Origin of the sequence: Nitrospirillum goiasense (assembly GCF_034427435.1) — a bacterium.
Lineage (GTDB): Bacteria > Pseudomonadota > Alphaproteobacteria > Azospirillales > Azospirillaceae > Nitrospirillum.
On sequence record NZ_JAXQNP010000004.1, the window covers coordinates 1 to 16,030 of the forward strand.

12 protein-coding genes and 1 pseudogene are annotated in these 16,030 nt (G+C 69.8%); 2 read left to right on the forward strand and 11 right to left on the reverse strand.

Annotated features, from left to right (window positions below):
* The first annotated feature begins 59 nt into the window (after nucleotides 1-59).
* Nucleotides 60-1,305 (forward strand): annotated as a pseudogene (locus tag ULB03_RS22010) (IS256 family transposase).
* A 62-nt stretch (nucleotides 1,306-1,367) separates the two neighbouring features.
* Entirely contained in the window at nucleotides 1,368-1,760 is a 393-nt protein-coding gene (locus tag ULB03_RS22015) for a group II intron maturase-specific domain-containing protein (RefSeq protein WP_322485249.1), read from the forward strand.
* Nucleotides 1,761-2,061: 301 nt separating this feature from the next.
* On the opposite strand, the gene tehA is transcribed toward ULB03_RS22015, so the two are convergent.
* The 11 genes from tehA to ULB03_RS22070 all read right to left on the reverse strand — a co-directional run bounded on the left by tehA (nucleotide 2,062) and on the right by ULB03_RS22070 (nucleotide 15,931).
* Nucleotides 2,062-3,051, reverse strand: coding sequence for a dicarboxylate transporter/tellurite-resistance protein TehA (gene tehA / locus ULB03_RS22020; protein ID WP_322485250.1), 990 nt, complete (start codon nucleotides 3,049-3,051; stop codon nucleotides 2,062-2,064).
* 105 nt (nucleotides 3,052-3,156) lie between these two features.
* A complete protein-coding gene (cysE, locus tag ULB03_RS22025; protein WP_322485251.1) occupies nucleotides 3,157-4,026 on the reverse strand; it encodes a serine O-acetyltransferase in 870 nt (289 codons plus the stop codon).
* Between the two features lie 222 nt (nucleotides 4,027-4,248).
* The gene (locus tag ULB03_RS22030; RefSeq protein WP_322485252.1) at nucleotides 4,249-6,648 is read right to left on the reverse strand and encodes a glycoside hydrolase family 31 protein; all 2,400 of its coding nucleotides are present in this window, start codon (nucleotides 6,646-6,648) and stop codon (nucleotides 4,249-4,251) included.
* Nucleotides 6,649-6,770: 122 nt separating this feature from the next.
* Nucleotides 6,771-8,864 carry a phosphocholine-specific phospholipase C gene (locus tag ULB03_RS22035; RefSeq protein WP_322485253.1) on the reverse strand — a complete coding sequence of 698 codons (2,094 nt, stop codon included), beginning with the start codon at nucleotides 8,862-8,864 and terminating at the stop codon, nucleotides 6,771-6,773.
* Nucleotides 8,865-8,905: 41 nt separating this feature from the next.
* Nucleotides 8,906-10,159 (reverse strand): histidine-type phosphatase, encoded by a 1,254-nt coding sequence (locus ULB03_RS22040; RefSeq protein ID WP_322485254.1) that lies wholly within the window; start codon nucleotides 10,157-10,159, stop codon nucleotides 8,906-8,908.
* 59 nt (nucleotides 10,160-10,218) lie between these two features.
* The gene (locus tag ULB03_RS22045; protein ID WP_322485255.1) at nucleotides 10,219-11,238 is read right to left on the reverse strand and encodes a hypothetical protein; all 1,020 of its coding nucleotides are present in this window, start codon (nucleotides 11,236-11,238) and stop codon (nucleotides 10,219-10,221) included.
* Complete coding sequence (locus ULB03_RS22050) at nucleotides 11,214-11,393, reverse strand: hypothetical protein (protein ID WP_322485256.1); 180 nt, start codon at nucleotides 11,391-11,393, stop codon at nucleotides 11,214-11,216. Before ULB03_RS22050 ends, ULB03_RS22045 begins: the two co-directional genes overlap by 25 nt.
* A gap of 2 nt (nucleotides 11,394-11,395) precedes the next feature.
* Complete coding sequence (locus ULB03_RS22055) at nucleotides 11,396-13,672, reverse strand: TonB-dependent receptor domain-containing protein (RefSeq protein WP_322485257.1); 2,277 nt, start codon at nucleotides 13,670-13,672, stop codon at nucleotides 11,396-11,398.
* 21 nt (nucleotides 13,673-13,693) lie between these two features.
* On the reverse strand, nucleotides 13,694-14,440 hold the full coding sequence (locus ULB03_RS22060; protein ID WP_322485258.1) for an STN domain-containing protein: 747 nt from the start codon (nucleotides 14,438-14,440) through the stop codon (nucleotides 13,694-13,696).
* On the reverse strand, nucleotides 14,424-15,419 hold the full coding sequence (locus ULB03_RS22065; protein WP_322485259.1) for a FecR family protein: 996 nt from the start codon (nucleotides 15,417-15,419) through the stop codon (nucleotides 14,424-14,426). The genes ULB03_RS22060 and ULB03_RS22065 overlap by 17 nt, the downstream gene beginning before the upstream one ends.
* Nucleotides 15,416-15,931, reverse strand: a complete 516-nt coding sequence (locus tag ULB03_RS22070) for an RNA polymerase sigma factor (RefSeq protein ID WP_322485260.1) — start codon at nucleotides 15,929-15,931, stop codon at nucleotides 15,416-15,418. The genes ULB03_RS22065 and ULB03_RS22070 overlap by 4 nt, the downstream gene beginning before the upstream one ends.
* Nucleotides 15,932-16,030: the final 99 nt, after the last annotated feature.

Genomic DNA, 16,030 nt, shown 5'->3' on the forward strand with positions numbered 1-16,030 from the left:
CGGGACTGTCAGGAATTTCGTGCTCGGCGGGGTCATAGTGAGGAAGAAGGAGACCCCCTATGGCCCGACGCAAAGAGCCAGTTATTCCCGCCGCGATCCTGGACCAGTTGCTGGCCGGTGCGGACGCCAAGACGGCGTTTGAGCAGAACGGGCTGCTTGATCAGTTGAAGAAGGCGCTGACGGAGCGGGCGCTGAACGCGGAACTGGATCATCACCTGGTTGGTGACGAGAGCGGCAACCGGCGCAACGGCTATGGCCGCAAGACGGTGCTGACGGATGGTGGCCCGGTTGAGCTGGCCATCCCCCGGGACCGGACGGCGACATTCGATCCGCAGTTGATCGGCAAGTACCAGCGGCGCTTTCCGGGCTTCGACGAGAAGATCATCTCGATGTACGCGCGGGGCATGTCGACGCGGGAGATCACAGGGCACCTGCGGGAACTCTACGGCATTGAGGTGTCGGCCGACCTGATCTTGCTGCTCCGCGCTGCCCTTCGGGTCGACGGTGACGGACGCAGTGATCGAGGAAGTGACGGCTTGGCAGAACCGGCCGCTGGAGGCGATCTATCCCCTGGTGTTCCTGGACGCCATCCGGGTGAAGATCCGGGATGAGAGCCTGGTGCGCAACAAGGCCATCCACGTTGCCATCGGCGTGCGGGCCGACGGCAGCAAGGAGGTCCTGGGCCTTTGGATCGAGCAGAACGAAGGCGCCAAGTTCTGGCTACGGGTCCTGAACGAACTGAAGAACCGGGGCGTTGAAGACATCCTGCTGGCCGTGGTCGATGGCCTGAAAGGCTTCCCCGAAGCGATCGCCGCAGCCTATCCCGAAACCATTGTACAGACCTGCATCGTCCACCTGCTGCGCCACAGCATGGAGTTCGCTTCCTGGAAGGATCGCAAGGCCATCGCCGGCGCCCTGAAGACAATTTACGACGCCGTGGACGACAAGGCGGCCGAGGCCGCGTTGTCCGCCTTCGAGGTCGGCCCCTGGGGCGAGAAACACGCCGCCATCGGCAAGGCCTGGCGCCGGGCGTGGCAAGAGGTCATTCCGTTCTTCGCCTTCCCGCGGGAAGTCCGGCGGATCCTTTACACCACCAATGCCATCGAGGCCCTGAACTCCAAGCTGCGCCGGGCGGTCCGCGCCAGGGGGCACTTCCCCAATGACGAGGCGGCCCTGAAGCTGCTGTTCCTGGTCTTGAACCGGGCGGAGAAAGATTGGAAAATGCCACCGCGCGAATGGACGGCGGCGAAGGCCCAGATGGCTGTCATGTTCGGCGAGCAGTTCTCAAGGGCGATGAGCGCCTGAATGCGAAACCGACCCCGCCGAGCACGAAATTCCTGACAGTCCCGGCCAAGAGCGTGGACAGGTTGCGCGACAAGCTCAGGGGCCTGTTCCGGGCCGGACGCGGACGTTCCCTGGCACACACCATCGAGACCCTCGCCCCCATCCTGCGCGGCTGGACGGCCTACTTCCGGCTGGCCGAGGTGAAGGGCATCTTCGAGGACCTCGATGGATGGCTGCGGCGCAAACTGCGCTGCATCCTCTGGCGCCAATGGAAACGCCCGCGCACCCGGGCCGGCAACCTGATGCGGCGGGGATTGGATGAGGCCCGCGCATGGGCGTCCGCCTGCAACGGACGCGGCCCCTGGTGGAATGCAGGGGCCAGCCACATGAACGATGCCTACCGGAAATCCTACTTCGACACTCTCGGCCTGCCATCCCTCATGACGACCCATCAACGTCTAAACCACGTTTCATGAACCGCCGTATACGGAACCGTACGTACGGTGGTGTGGGAGGGGGGAGGTGCGAACCTCCCTCCTACTCGATTGGGCCGATTGCAGAAACGCTGGCAAGTGCTCCCGTATACCCTATGGCATGATCGTGACCCCGGCTGCGCCCGGTTTGACTCGGACAGCGGTAGCGGGATGGTCCCATCCATCCCGCGTTCGCTGATGATGTCGTGGGGCTGTGTCCTGGATGGTGGCCCATTTGCCCGCGGGAATACCTGAACGGGCGGGATATGGGCGCCCTGGACACTCCGCCCCGAAGATCGATGCGTCAGGGCATCGTCGCGGGGGCGGCGGGAATGGGAGGTGGGGGCAGCAGTCGGCCTTGCAGGGCGCGCAGGACGGTGCCCAGCGCCACCACCCCCACCACGCCGTTGGCCACGAGGAACAACACCGGGGCCAGATCCGCCATCACGCCGGTATCGCCCCGTGCCGCCAGACGTATCGGTGTCGTCGCCAGGGCGGTGGCGCCGAAAGTGAAGGCCCAGTAGGCGGGGGTGAACCCGTCCTTGAGGATCCAGGGCAGCAGGCGGGCCAGCACCAGCGCCTGCAACAGGCCGTAGCCCACCAGCAGGCGCGCGAAGACGGGGGACAAATCCGGTGCCACGCTGATCAGCGCCAGCGCGCCCACCACCGGTGGCGCCAGTTGCACACCCAGGGTGGGGCGCAGCGCGGCCGCCAGGCCGGGGGCGGTCAGCAGACGGTGCAGGAGTACGGATTCGATGGCCAGCCAGGCGAAGAAGCCGGCGCCAAACGCCATCTGCCCCGCTTCCCTGTATCCCAGCGCCGCCGCCACGATGCCGGCGACGAAGCTGCCGGCCACTGTTGGCAGGTATAGCACCGCGGTGGTCGTCGCCGGGTCGCGGTCCCCCTGCCACAAGCCCCCGGTGCGCCACACCGCGAACAGCAGGGTGAAGACGGCGCCCGGCACATACAGCGCCAGCGCCACGGGCCGGGAATGAGGCAGGGCGCCGCCCGCCACCAGCATGGTGGCGACCCCGGCCAAGCCGATGAAGCAGCACTGCACCGGGTGGTTCACCTCCGCCATGGCCGCCGTGCGGTGATTGACCCATTTGGCGCCGTAGAGCAGCAGCACGATGGCCCATACGGCCGCGCCCACCGCCATCAGCGCCTCGCCCACCGCCGCCGGCAGGCCCCAAGCGTCATGGGCGGCCCGCCAGCACCCGCCCAGGCCGGTCAGGCCCAGGACAATCCCGAAGAAGGCGGCGGGGACGGGGGGAAGAAGCGGACGGGCGCTCATGGCAGGCTCCTCGGCGGGCGACGGTCAGGAGGGCAAGCCTGACCGAACGCGGATTCCCGTCAAGGTGGCGCCCGGCGATCGCAACAAAGCGAGGCGCCGGGGACGTCAGATCGAGTAGTTGAAGGACGTATAGGCCAGGTCGCTCAGCGCCTGGTCCAGTTCACGGGCGGCCTCCCGGCCAGCATCGTCCACCTTTATTACCTTGGCCGGGATGCCCGCCACGGTGGAATAGGGTTCGGTGGGCCTCAGCACGACGGAGCCGGCCGCCACCCGCGTATAGGCGCCGACCTCGATATTGCCCAGGATCTTGGCGCCGGCGCCGATGATGGTGCCCTTGCGCACCTTGGGGTGGCGGTCCGTCATGTCCTTCCCCGTGCCGCCCAGGGTCACGTCCTGCAGCAGCGACACGTCATCCTCGATCACCGCCGTCTCGCCCACCACCAGCCCGGTGGCGTGGTCGAGGAAGACGCCTTGGCCGATGGTTGCCGCCGGGTGGATGTCGGTCTGGAACACCTCCGACGAGCGGCTTTGCAGGTACAGCGCGAAGTCGCGCGCGCCGTTGATCCACAGCCAGTGGGCCAGCCGGTGGGTCTGGATGGCGTGGAAGCCCTTGAAGTACAGGAAGGGTTCGATCAGCCGCTCGCAGGCCGGGTCGCGGTCCAGCACGGCGGCGATGTCGGCGCGCAGCGCCGGTGCCAGGGTGGTGTCGTCGGCGGCCGCCTGGTTGAAGGTGTCGACGATCAGGGCCTGGGACACCACGTCGTTCTTCAGCCGCGCGGCGATGCGGTGGAACAGCGCCGTCTCGAACGAGGATTGGTTGATGACAGAGTCCAGGAACAAGGGCGCCAGCATGGGGGCGCCCGCCAGGGCGGCCTCCGCCTCCTGCCGGATGCGGTCCCACAGGGTATCGCCGGTCAGCTGCGCGGCTGCCTTCTCACGGCGCACCAAAGCCAAACGCCCTCCCAGCACCGCCATCGCCACCCTCCGCCCCAATGCTCCCACGACAGCGAAAGGCTGTGCCTGGAAGCTATTAACCCCCGGCGGGAACGTCAACAATTTGACAATGCTCAACCGAACCGGGCGGTTCCTTGAGCCTTGCTCATGAAATGGAAACGGCCACGACACTAGCCGTGGCCGCTCCCCTGGGCGATGACGCCCGTCACAAGGCCCCGGTCACCGGGGTAGGCGGGGGACCGCCTAGCGGCCCATGACCTGGACCAGGTCGGCCGGCGCCGTGGCGAAGGGCTCGCGCGCGCCCTCGGCCGTCAGCTTTCCCGCCTTGTCGTCCCAGCGCAGGGTGGCGACGCTGCCGCCCTTGCCCTTCTCGTATTCCAGGCTCAGGCCGTCGTCGTCGTAGACGGTGGCACTGCCGTCGCGGCCGGGATAGACCTTCAGGGCCACGATCTTCTGCTTCTCCGCCGTCGACTGCACGTCGGCACCCAGCGGCAGGATGGAGCCCGCCCGCACGAACAGGGGGATCTGGTCGATGGGGGAGGCCACGGTCACCCACTGACCGCCGGCCAGCTTCTCGTTGGTCCAGTAGTTGTACCAGTCGGTGCCGGCCGGCAGGTAAACCGGCTTGCTCGTCTGGCCGGCCTCCGTCACCGGTGCCACCAGGAAGGCGGGGCCGAACATGTATTCCGTGCCCAAGTCGGCGACATTGGGGTCGTGGGGGAAGTCCATCCACAAGGCCCGCATGAAGGGCACGCCCGTGTCGTAGGTGGCCTTGGCCTGGGCGTAGAGATAGGGGATCAGGGCATAGCGCAGCCGGTCATAGCGGGCCATGATGGCCTCCGCCTCCGCACCGAAGGCCCAGATTTCCGTATGCTTGCGGTCGCCGTGCAGCCGCAGGGTGGGCAGGAAGGTGCCGTACTGGAACCAGCGGACCATCAGTTCCGGATAGTCGTGGTTCTGGCCCACCGTCTCCTCGGCTCCCGCCGGGCTGACCAGGGGCGTGCCGGTGTAGCTGGTGGTCTGCGGCAGGTACTGCCAGCCACCGATGTCGTTGCCCCAATAGGCGATGCCCGACGCCGTCATGTTCAGGCCGGTCGGGATCTGGCGGCGTAGCGCCTCCCACTGCGGGCTGATGTCCGACGACCAGAACAGGGCGCCGGTGCGCTGCGATCCCAGATAGGCGGCGCGCGACAGGATCAGGGGCCGCCGGTTGGGCCGCCAGGCCCGCAGGCCCTGCGCCACCCCCTCGACATGCAGCAGGGGGAAGACGTTGTGATACCTGTCGCCGGAACCGATGGAATAGAAGAAGCCATCGGGCACCAGGTCCGGTTCCGTCTCGTCCAGCCAGGGATAGTCGAAGCCGTGGCTCAGCACGTTGTCGCGGATATGGTCCCAGAACCAGGCGCGGGCGGCGGGGTTGGTGGCGTCGATCAGGGCGCCGGCCCGGTCGGAGCGGAAGGGCAGGCCGTCCACGGTCTTGCCGTCCGCGTCCTTCAGCAGATAGCCCTTGGTGTCCAGCTCGTTGAAATAGCGTCCCGAGGTCTCGAACCGCGGCCAGAGCGAGACGATGGACTGCAGGCTCATGGCGTGCAGGTCCTGGTTCATGGCGTCGGGGTTGGGGAATTCCGCTGGGTTGATGTCCAGCTGGCCCATGCGGGTCCAGTAGAACCAGTCCAGCACCATGATATCCAGCGGGTACTTCTTCTGCCGGTAGGTCTTGGCCACGCGCAGGATCTCATCCTGGCTGTCGTAGCGCGCCTTGGACTGGATCAGGCCGAAGGCGGCCTTGGGCGGGATGGGCGTCTTGCCCGTCAGGCGGGCGTAGGCGCCGTAAATCTCGGCCGGGGTGTCGCCGGTGATGACGAAGAAGCTGACCCGCTCCCCCACGGTGGAGGAGAGGGAGGTGGCGCCGTTGATGCCGGCGCTCAGCACCGTTTCCGCCGGGTTGTCCCAGACGATGGCGTAGCCCTTGGAGCTGACCAGCACCGGCACGCACACGGTTTCGCCCCCGGGGGCGTCATACCAGTGCTTGCAGTCCAGCGTGCGGCCGCGCAGGTCCAGCGGGCCCAGCGACTGCTGGTTCTGGCCCATGCCGTAATAATGTTCGTCCGCCGGCGCCTTGAAGCTGGCGCCGACTTGGTAGGTCTTCTCCCCCGCCACGGTGTGCGGCGCCATGGACCAGCCGGTCATGTCCAGCACCACCTGTCCCCGCGCGTTCTTCACCTGCAGGGTGACGGGCGGCAGCTGGGGCGCGAAATACTTCTCCATCTGGCTGGGGACGTGCGGCGGCTTGGCGGCGTCGACATGCAGGCTCAAGGCGCCGGAGGTGAAGCTGTCGCCGCTCAAGTCACCGCTATGGCGGAAGCCGGCGTTGTCGGCGGCACCGGGCAGCACGCCATAGCCGGGGCCCTTCAGCGCCTGGTCCTTCTCCGCCGCGATGGTGACGCGCACCACGTTGGCGTCGTACCCCTCCACCGAGACATAGGCGCCGTAGCGATCCAGTACCGCCAGGGGATCCGCCTTCGCCCCCGTCGTAAGGCCCACCGTCAGGCCCACTGCCAGGGCCCCCGTCAGTGCCAGGGCGGAAACGAAACCAGACAGCGCCGCCCGCGGGAACGGCGTCCTTTTCCTTAAACCCACCATCTTGAGATCCAGTCCTCCGGCTGACGGTGCCGGCCTTATGGCGGCCGGCACCGATCCTCGCGATAAGTATTATAAAAATCCTATTCGCATGCCGGGGCCCTGGATCAAAGCGATAATTGCCCTCAGCCGGCGGTGCCGGGGGCCCCCAGGGCCGGGTCGGTGCTGGCCGGCCAGTCCCCATCCACACGGCCCGCCAGGCGGCGCTGGACGTGTTCTCCCGTGATCAGCAGGTCGTACCAGCCCAGTGTGGGGCGCAGCGGCCAGCGCATGACGCCGCCCACCGGCCCCGGTGTCCAGGGACGGTGGTGGTCCTTGTAGGCGGCGGGCTGGACGGTCACGCCGGCACCCGTGCCCGGGGCGACGGTGACGCGCAGGGCATCGCCCTCCACCGCCCAACTGAGGCCAGCGCTTCCTATGCGGGTGCCGGTGAAGGCGCGGTGGAAGCCGTTCGGCCCCCGCACCCACAGGTCGTAGGCGCCCTCCGGCCCCATCAGGTGCCAGTCCCCCGTCAGGGTGTGGCCAGCCTCCACCGTGTAGCGGCGGGGGATGGCGTCCAGCCGCAGCCGGTCATAGACATGGAACACCGCGCCCTGGCCGGCGCCGGCCACGAAATCCAGGCGGATGGTGCCGGCGGCGGGGTCGACATGGTCACTCACCTCCAGGGCGTAGCGCAGCCGCCGCGACGGCCGGGTGCCCGCCTCCTGCAACGGGTGCGGGGGCGCCACCGGGGTTTCCGGGATGGCCTGGCCGACGATGGCGCGGGCGCGTTCCCGGGTGGGCGCCGTTTCCGGCAGGGTGGGCAGCTTGGCGTTGGGGGTCTTGAAGTCGAAGGCTGTGGTCAGGTCGCCGCACACCGCGCGCCGCCAGGGCGAGATGTTGGGCTCCATCACGCCGAAGCGCTTTTCCATGAAGCGGATGATGGAGGTGTGGTCCGCCACCTCCGAATGCACCCAGCCGCCACGCGACCAGGGGGACAGGATATAGCAGGGCACGCGCGGCCCCAGGCCATAGGGACGGCCGCGCAGGTTCAGGTCGTCGCCATCGGCGCCGGGGGCTTTCAGGCGGTGATAATCGTCATCCGTCACCGCCGTGCTGGCCCCGGCGAAGCCGCCGGGCGCGTCGGGGTCGGGCGACGGCGGGGCCGGCGGCGGCACATGGTCGAAAAAGCCGTCATTCTCATCGAAGGTGATGAACAGCACCGTGCGCGCCCAAACCTTGGGGTTGGCGGTCAGCGCGTCGATGACCTGGGCGGTGTAGGCCGCCCCCTGGGCCGGGCTGGACGGGCCCGGATGCTCCGACCCCTCTTCCGTGCCGACGACCCAGGAGATCTGGGGCAGCCGGTCGGCCAGCACATCCTCGCGCAGCTTGTCCAGCGCCCGGGTGGACAGGCCCTTGTCCCGCAGCACGGCGCGGGAGCCCGGGTCGCCGCGATAGGCGGCGCGGTATTGCAGGAAATTGGCCAACGGGTTGTCGCCGAAATTGTCGGCCATGTCCTGGTAATGGCCCCAACTGACGCCCGCCGCCTCCAGCCGCTCCGGATAGGTCGTCCAGGAAAAGCGCGGGATGCTGGCCGCGTCCGGCTTTTTCAGGTCGTCGTCGGGGTTGTCGATGGCCGGACCGCCGCCCTTGCCGTGGGGGTCGTTGGTGCCGGTCCACAGGAACAGCCGGTTGGTGTTGGTGCCGGTGTGCATGGCGCAGTGATAGGCGTCGCAGATGGTGAACGCCTCCGCCATGGCGAACTGGAAGGGGATGTCCTCCCGCGTGTAGTAGCCCATGGCCCGCTGGGTCTTGGCCTCCGGCCAATGCGCCATGCGGCCGTTGTCCCAGGCGGCCTGGGCGTTGTTCCACTGGTGCGGCGTGCCCAGCATGCGCATCAGCTCGAAATGCGCCTTGGTCGACAGGTGGAAGGGGTTGACGACGCGGGGATGCGGGTCGGTGCGGTCGCGTTGGTCCCACACGGTCATCGCCTGGCCGTCCGGTCCCGGCGGCACCGGGATGGGGAACCGGTCGCCGAAGCCGCAGACGCCGGACAGGGTGCCGAAATAATGGTCGAAGCCCCGGTTCTCCTGCATCAGGACGACGATGTGCGCCACGTCCTCCAGGGTTCCGGTGCGCACGTCGGCGGGAATGGCGGCGGCGCGGGCCAGGGCCGGCGGCAGGCCGGCCAGGGCGACACCGCCCAACGCATGGCGAAGAAGCGAACGGCGATCCATCATGATTGGGCGGCTTTCCGGTTAGAGGGGCCGTGGGCGGGGCGTCAGCGGGCGACGGACAGCTTGTCCGTCACGGTCTTCACGGGGCACAGCTCGGCGCAGCCGGGCAGGGCCAGGACGGCGCTCCACGGCGGGGTGGCCAGGCTGAGCGGCGCCAGGGTGCGCACCTGGTCCGGGGTCTGGGCGACATAGGCGACGCGGACCAGGGCCTGGCCGGCGGCATCACGCCACAGTTCCAGGCGCAGGCCGCCGCCCACGGGCGGGTCGTCCTCGCCATAGCCCTGAACCTGGAAATGGACGCCCAGCAGGCCGGAGATGGCGGCGATGTTGTCGTCATGGCCCACCAGCAGGGTGACAGGCGGCTGGTCGGCACCGGTCAGCGCCTGGACCATGCGCGGGGCCAGCGCCACCGCCTTGCGCGGCGCCATGTAAGCGTTGCGGGCGAACACGTCGAACTGCAGGCCGTGCAGGCGGGAGATTTGGGCCAGCGCGTCCCGCAGCCCCTGGCCGTCGCCCAGCCGGCCCCAGGCGACCTGGCTGGCCGGCATGCCCTCCAGATATTGCAGGATGAAGATCTGGGCGGCGCCGGCCGTCTGCGCGACGGGGCCGCGCAGGTCCACGCCCCGGTTGTCGGCGCTGGGGGTGATGGTGGTGCGCATCTGCACCAGGTCGCAGGCCGGGGTGGCGCGGTCGCAGCCCAGACCCCGCGCCGTCAGCGTGATGGCGGGCACCAGATAGGTCGAGGCGTTGCGCACGTCGCCCATTTCCGGCTCCATCGCCTTCACCGCGGCGGCGGCGTCGACGGTGGCGGCCCCGGCTTCGAACGGGTCGAACAGCGGGTCCAGCGTGCCCGGCGGCTTGTGGCCGATGGTCAGGGCGCAGTTTGGCGCCAGGCCCTTGGCCATGGCCTCGCCCGTGCGGATGGTGCGCTCCGCCGAATTGGTCCAGATGGCGACCTGGCCCTCGGCCGGGCAACCCTGGGCCGGCAGCAGGCCGTTGGCGGCCAGCCATTCACGCTGGTAGGCACCCATCAGGGCGGCGGCGGCGGCGCCATGGGGCGTCAGGAGGCTGGGAGCCACCGGCCAGGCGGCCCATTGGCCCTGGGCCAGGCCGGGGGCGGCCTCGGTGTCCAGGGGGGCGCGCACGCCATGGCGCACCAGCATCACCACGCGCTCCAGCCGCAAGGGCTGGCCGTTGGCCGCGTGGGGCGCGGCGGTGGCGTCGGCCGGCATGGCCTGGGCTGTGGGGGCGGCCGCCAGCAGCAGGCCGGCCAGGAATAGGGAAGCGAGGCGGGTCACGGGCTTCTTTCCAGTTGTGATCCCAGGGGGGACCAGGGTGGGAATGAGGGGTCGGGGCATCAGAACACGCCTTGGGCGCGCAGCTGGGTCAGCGCCTGGGCCAGGGCGTCCAGTCCGCCCGTGGCCACCAGGGATTGGATGCGGGCCGCCCCCAGGCGGGCCAGCACCGGATGACGATATCCCCAGGCGTAGCGGGCGGGATCGGTGGCATCAACGCCGAAGCGCGGGGCCAATTGGCGCAGCAGGGCATCGGCATCCTCGACGGCTGGCTCGGCATAGACCCAGTTGTGATCCGATTGGGCGTGGATCAGGCAGGCGGACCACCAGCGGGGCACGCTGCCCGTACCGGGCAGGGTCAGGCTGCCGTGGGCAGTGGGAACCAGATATCCGGCCTTGACAGGGTCGACGCGGGCGATGATGGCGGCGGCGCGCAACCAATGGACCAGCCGTTCCGGCTTGCCGCGCTCCGGCGCCTGGTGGGCACAGGCCTGGACGATGACCAGATCGGCGGGCAGGTGGCGGGCCATCGCCTCCGCCAGGCCCAGGATGTGGTGGGCGCCGGTGCGGAAGTCGCCCTCCGGTCCATGGCCACCCAGGGAAATCTCCGGCGGTAGGCCGCCGTCGGCGCGCCAGATGAACAGCAGCGCCTTGGCCCAGTCGTGCCACAGGGGGGCGGCGGTGATCAGGTCGTCCTGGCCGTCAAGATCCACCCCCTCAAGGGTGCGGTAGGCGGCGGCGAAATCCTGGGCGCTCCGGGCGTTGAACGCCTCATGCACGGGCAGGCCGCCCGGCCAGGAGTGATGGCTGCCGGCGTTGCCGCCGGGGGCGGCGGCGAACGGCTGGGGCAGGTGGGGGCAGGGGCCGTCCTCGTCCGGCAGGGTGGGGAACAGCCCAGCCATCAGGCCGCCGGGCAACCCGGTGGCGTCAGCGGGATCGGCCAGGTCCTCCGCCACCAGCCGGTCGATGATGGCCTGGCGTCCCGCCGCGTCCAGCCGGGCGCGATGGGCGACACAGGTGGCGGGGTTGAACAGGGCGTCCGCGGTCGCCGCCTTGATCACCGGATCGTGGATCGCGTCCACATCCCCCCGCAGCCGGACCAGCGCGTCCCGGGTGAGGGGGAGGCGTCGGCGATGGCGGTGGGGTTGGCGGCTGGGCTGGAGGGGGCGGCCAAGGCGGGCGGGACCAGCAGCAGGGCGGTGGCCAGGAGAGACTGGCGAAGGACGGAACGCGGCATCGTCAGAATTCCTGCTGAAGGCTGAGTTCGAAGCTGCGGCCGGCGTTGATGGTCTGCACCACCGCGTCGCCGTGGCGGCCCACGCTGGTGCGATAGGCCAGGGCGTCGCCCAGGTTGCGCACCGTCAACCGGGCGCTCAATCCCCCGCCGGCATCGTAGCCGGCGCTGAAGTCCAGCCGCCGCGTCGGATGCACCCAGGTGTCCAGGGCGCTGCCGGCCATGGTCGTTCCGCCCCCGGAAACAAAGGCGGTGCCATAGGATTGGACGTAGTCGTCGGCCCAGCGGTAATCCATCGCCAGATGCAGGGGCCCGCGGTCGTACCGCAGTTGCACCCCGGCCAGCCAGCGGGGCGCGTACTGCACCCGTTCCACCGCGTTCAGGTCGGCGTTGTTGAGGCGCACCGCCGTCGTTTCCCAGCTGAGGGTGCCCGCCAGGCGGAAGTCGCTCAGGGCGTCGGCCACGGTCGCCAACCCCTGGTCCAGCGACAGTTCCGCCCCCGTCAGCCGAGCGGTGCCGCCGTTGGTGGGGATGCTGAGGCGCACCTGCGCGTCGTTGGTGGCGGACCCGGTGGCCAGGTTGCCACCGGCGTCGTACAGGTAGTTCTTCAGCCGCTTGTGGAAGACCGCCAATTCCAGCCGCCCGTCGTCGCCGGCCCCACCCTGGCCGGTCCAGGCCCAGGCGCCCGACAGGTCGAAATTCAGCCCGTCCACCGCCTTCAGGTCCGGGTTGCCCCGGGTGATGGTGAGCACGCCGTCGCTGTCCTGCGTGGCGGTGGCGTTGCCCGCCAGTTGATACGGGGACGGGGCCGTCTGGCTGGTCCACACGGCGGCGCGGTAGGTCACCTGCGGGTCCGGTTGCCACTTGGCCAGCACGCGGGGCAGCAGGGCGCTGAACTGGCTGTTGCTGTCGTTCCAGCCGTAATGGACGCTGCCCGCCGGCGCGCCGTTGCCGCCGGACAGCCAATAGCGGTTGGTCAGGTCGGTGAATTCGGCGCGGACGCCGGGCAGCAGGACGAAATCATCCCAGGTCAGGCGCACCTGGCTGTAGGCGGCCACCCGTCGCTCGTCGCCGCTCAGCGTGTTGCCGTTCCACGCGTCGGCGGTCCAGGTGGCGCCGCCGTTGCGCAGGCGGTAGAGCTGCGCCAGCCGGCTGGCGTCGATCAGGGGGAAGGTGAAGTCGTAGATGCCGGCCAGGGGCGCCGTCAGGGTGCCCGCGCGCAGGCCGACGGCCGCCAGGCTGGCCACCGTGCTGCCGGCGTCCACCGCCCCCAGGCCGCCGACCAATTGGCCCTCCTGATCGCGGCGGTAGCTGTCGCGCTGGCTGTCGGTGATCTTCACCCCGGTTTCCAGGGTGGCGTCGGCGGACAGGGGCAGCTTGCCGTCCAAGGCGCCGCCGATGCGGTCCTGCCGGCTGGACAGGCTGGTGATCTGCCCCCGGTTGGACACGGGCAGGTTCTCCACGCCATCGGCCATGGCCAAGGCGGCGGACGGCCCCGCCACCACGGGATAACCATCCTGGCGCCCCAGGCTCAGGCCTTGGTTCACCGTGGTGCCCACGGGGTTCCAGAACGACATCTCGATATGCTGGGGTCGCCCGTTTTCCCCCCAGGTGTAGAACAGGCGCGGCGCCAGGGTCAGGGCGCCGGCATGCCAGTCCGCCCCGACCTGCGCCGTTCCCAGGGTCGCCGTGTCCGGGTTGGTCTCGAACCAGTAATGCACCTGGGTCTTGACGCTGCGGTTCTCATACAGGCCGTTGCCCAGCGCCACGCGGGTGATGAAGCTGGGGTCCCGCCCGCCCTGGAAGCCCATCTGGTAGACCTCCTGGTCCGTGTCGGCGGTGGCGACCGTGACATGGGCGAAGGCGTGGAAGGCGTCGCTGGGCTGCCAGTCACCGGCCAGGCTGCCGCCCCAGCGCCGCGTCTCGCCTTCCGAATATTGCACGTTCAGCGAGGTGGCCATCAGGTCGCGCGCCGGGTCCATCCCGGCGGGGGGCTTGCCGCTGGCGTCGACCAGGCGGTATTCGAATTGCGTCGTCTGGTATGACTGCTCCACGCTGGCGAAGCGGTTGCGGCCGTAATAGCCCGTGACCGATAGCCCCAGCGTATGGTCCCGGCCGAATTGCCGGGCGATATCGGCGATGGCCATGCCCCCGCCGGACGGCCGCCCCAGGCTGGCGGAGCGTTCATCCAGGTTGCCCTGGACCAGCAGCCGGGTGTGCTCCCCCCTCCAGGGCCGAGGCCAGCCGCAGGTCGAACTGGCCGGCGGTGGCGTCGCCGTCATCGTGGGCGTCCGGCGTCTTGGTCAGTTCCACCCCGTCCATGGCCAGGGGGGCAGCAGGCTCAATTGCACGGCGCGGCTGTAGGGCATGCTCTGCGCCACCGAGACCCCATCCAGGCGCGTGACGGCGTAGGCGCTGTCCAGCCCGCGCACGGCGGCGAACTGGCCCTCCCCCCGCGCGGCCCGGTCGATGCCGCCCAAGTCCCCCTGCAGCGACGTGACCAGCACGTTCACCCCGGCCAGGCGGCCCAGCCCTTCCGCCAGGGTGCGGTCCGCCCGCTCCCGCAATTCGGCTGCCGTCAGGCTGTCGGTCAGGGCGGTGGCGGCGATCTCGCCGGGCGGCGCGTCGTGGTGGGCGGCGCGGACGATCAGCACCTCTGGCAACTGACCGGGCGCCGGCGCCACGGCCGGAATGGCGACGGTCGTGGGAACCGGCGCCCGCTCCAGCTCGATGGCCCCGCCGTCACCCAGGCGATAGCGTAAATGGCACCCTGAGATCAGATGGGCCAGCGCCGCCTCGAAATCGGTTTCACCAGAGAGGGGGGCCGCGCGGCAGCCGCGCACCAGCTCCGGACGGAACAGCACATCCCGGCCCGACTGCCGGGCCAGTTCCAGCAGCGCGCCGCCCAGGGGTTGCTCCGCGATGGTATAGGCCGCGCGCGCCGCCGCCGGGGTGGGCGCCAACGGTCCGGTCAGGCAAGGCAGCAGGGCGCAGGACACCGCCAGCCGGCGGTGTCCTGGCCTGCGCGAAGGGTCACCGCCGGCGGCCAATCCGGTAATCCCCATTGGCGTCCTGCCGCCAGGTGATGGGATGCAGGCGGGCCAGGGCCGCCAAAAAACCGGCGATGTCGTCGGCGCGGTAGCTGCCGCTGACGCGGATCGCGCCCAGGGCGGGATCATCCAGGCGCAACACGATGCCCGTGCGGGCCGCCACCTCCGGCACCACCTGCGCCAGGGGCACGTCGTCGAACAGCAGGCGGCCGTCCTGGCGAGCCGCCACCTGGGCCAGGTTGGCCTTGCCCAGGCGCACCGGCCCCCGGCCGTCCTGGTCCACCTGCTGGCCCGGGGTCAGGCTCAACAGCACGCGGCCGCTGTCCCGGTCGCGGATTTCCGCGGCCCCTTCCAGCAGAACCGCGCGCACTTGCGTGCCATGGGACGATACGGTGAAGCGCGTGCCCAGGTCGCGCACCTCCAGCCCCCCCGCCAGGACGTGGAAGGGCCTCAGCCTCTCATGCGTCACCTGGAATTCGGCCTCACCTTGGGCCAGGTCCACCCGGCGGCCCAGGGGGTCGATGCGCACATGCAGGTGGGTCGAACCGCCCAGGCGCATGACCGTGCCGTCGGACAATGTCACCTGCGGATGGTCGTGGGTGGCGGTGACATAGTCGGCCTCGCTGACCGCCCCGTTCCACAGCCACACCAGCGCCAGGGCCATGGCGGTGGCCAGGCCCGCCAGCGGGGGCATCCAGATGGCGCGGCGCCAGGACCGGTGCGGGCGCGTCTGGTCATCGGCCAGGCGCAGGCCCCGGGCGCGGGTCAGATCCGGCCGCAGCGCGCCCTTGTCGGTGATGGCGCCGCTGGCCGTCCAGGCGCGGGTCACCAGGTCCATGGCGGCGGTATGGCGGGGGTCGGCTTCCAGCCAGGCGCGGAAGGTCCGTTGGCCCTCGGCGCCCAGGTCCCCGTTGTGTATGCGCCGCAGCCAGGCGGCGGCGTTTTCCAGTATGGCTTGGTCCTGATCGGTGGGGGTCAACGCGACGGCTCCACCATCGTCCGGGCCAGGTGGGCCAGGACACGTTCGATTTGACGGGACACCGTTTTGACCTCAAGACCCAGGCGGCCGGCAACCTCCCGGTGGCTCAGCCCGTCGACCCGCACCAGTAGGAAGGCGTGGCGCGCCAACGGGTCCACGTCGCGCAGCGCCGCCTCCAGGCACGCCAGTTCCTGCCGGAACATCAGGGTGCGTTCGGGCGTCGCGGCGCCATCGTCCACCAGCTCTGCCACCTCCTCCAGGCCATCGTGGGCATCCAGGTGGCGGGCGGTGTTGCGGCGGAATCGGTCGATCAGCAGGTTGTTGGCCACGCGCAGCAGAAAGGCGCGCCAGTTGTCCACGCCCCGGTCTGGTGCTGCGGACAGCGCGCGCAGATAGACGTCCTGGACATAGTCGTCCACGTCCTGCGCCTGCCGGACGCGGCGGGCGAAATATCCCCGCAGCGCCGATTGGTGCGCCTCCATCTCCGCGCTGTCGAATACTGACGGCGGCATGCCGTCGGTCCTGGCATCGGCCTGGCTATCCATCTTCCCTCTCGGCCGGTGTGCTGGCGAGGACAAGGTCATAGCGGCGGCAGGCTTCAGTTTTATGAT

Coding starts and splice junctions, on each gene's coding strand:
- tehA (WP_322485250.1), bottom strand. CDS start 3,051: ATGAGCGCCCGTCCGCTTCTTCCCCCCGTCCCCGCCGCCTTCTTCGGG.
- cysE (WP_322485251.1), bottom strand. CDS start 4,026: ATGGCGGTGCTGGGAGGGCGTTTGGCTTTGGTGCGCCGTGAGAAGGCA.
- ULB03_RS22030 (WP_322485252.1), bottom strand. CDS start 6,648: ATGGTGGGTTTAAGGAAAAGGACGCCGTTCCCGCGGGCGGCGCTGTCT.
- ULB03_RS22035 (WP_322485253.1), bottom strand. CDS start 8,864: ATGATGGATCGCCGTTCGCTTCTTCGCCATGCGTTGGGCGGTGTCGCC.
- ULB03_RS22050 (WP_322485256.1), bottom strand. CDS start 11,393: ATGCCGCGTTCCGTCCTTCGCCAGTCTCTCCTGGCCACCGCCCTGCTG.
- ULB03_RS22055 (WP_322485257.1), bottom strand. CDS start 13,672: ATGACGGCGACGCCACCGCCGGCCAGTTCGACCTGCGGCTGGCCTCGG.
- ULB03_RS22070 (WP_322485260.1), bottom strand. CDS start 15,931: ATGCCGCCGTCAGTATTCGACAGCGCGGAGATGGAGGCGCACCAATCG.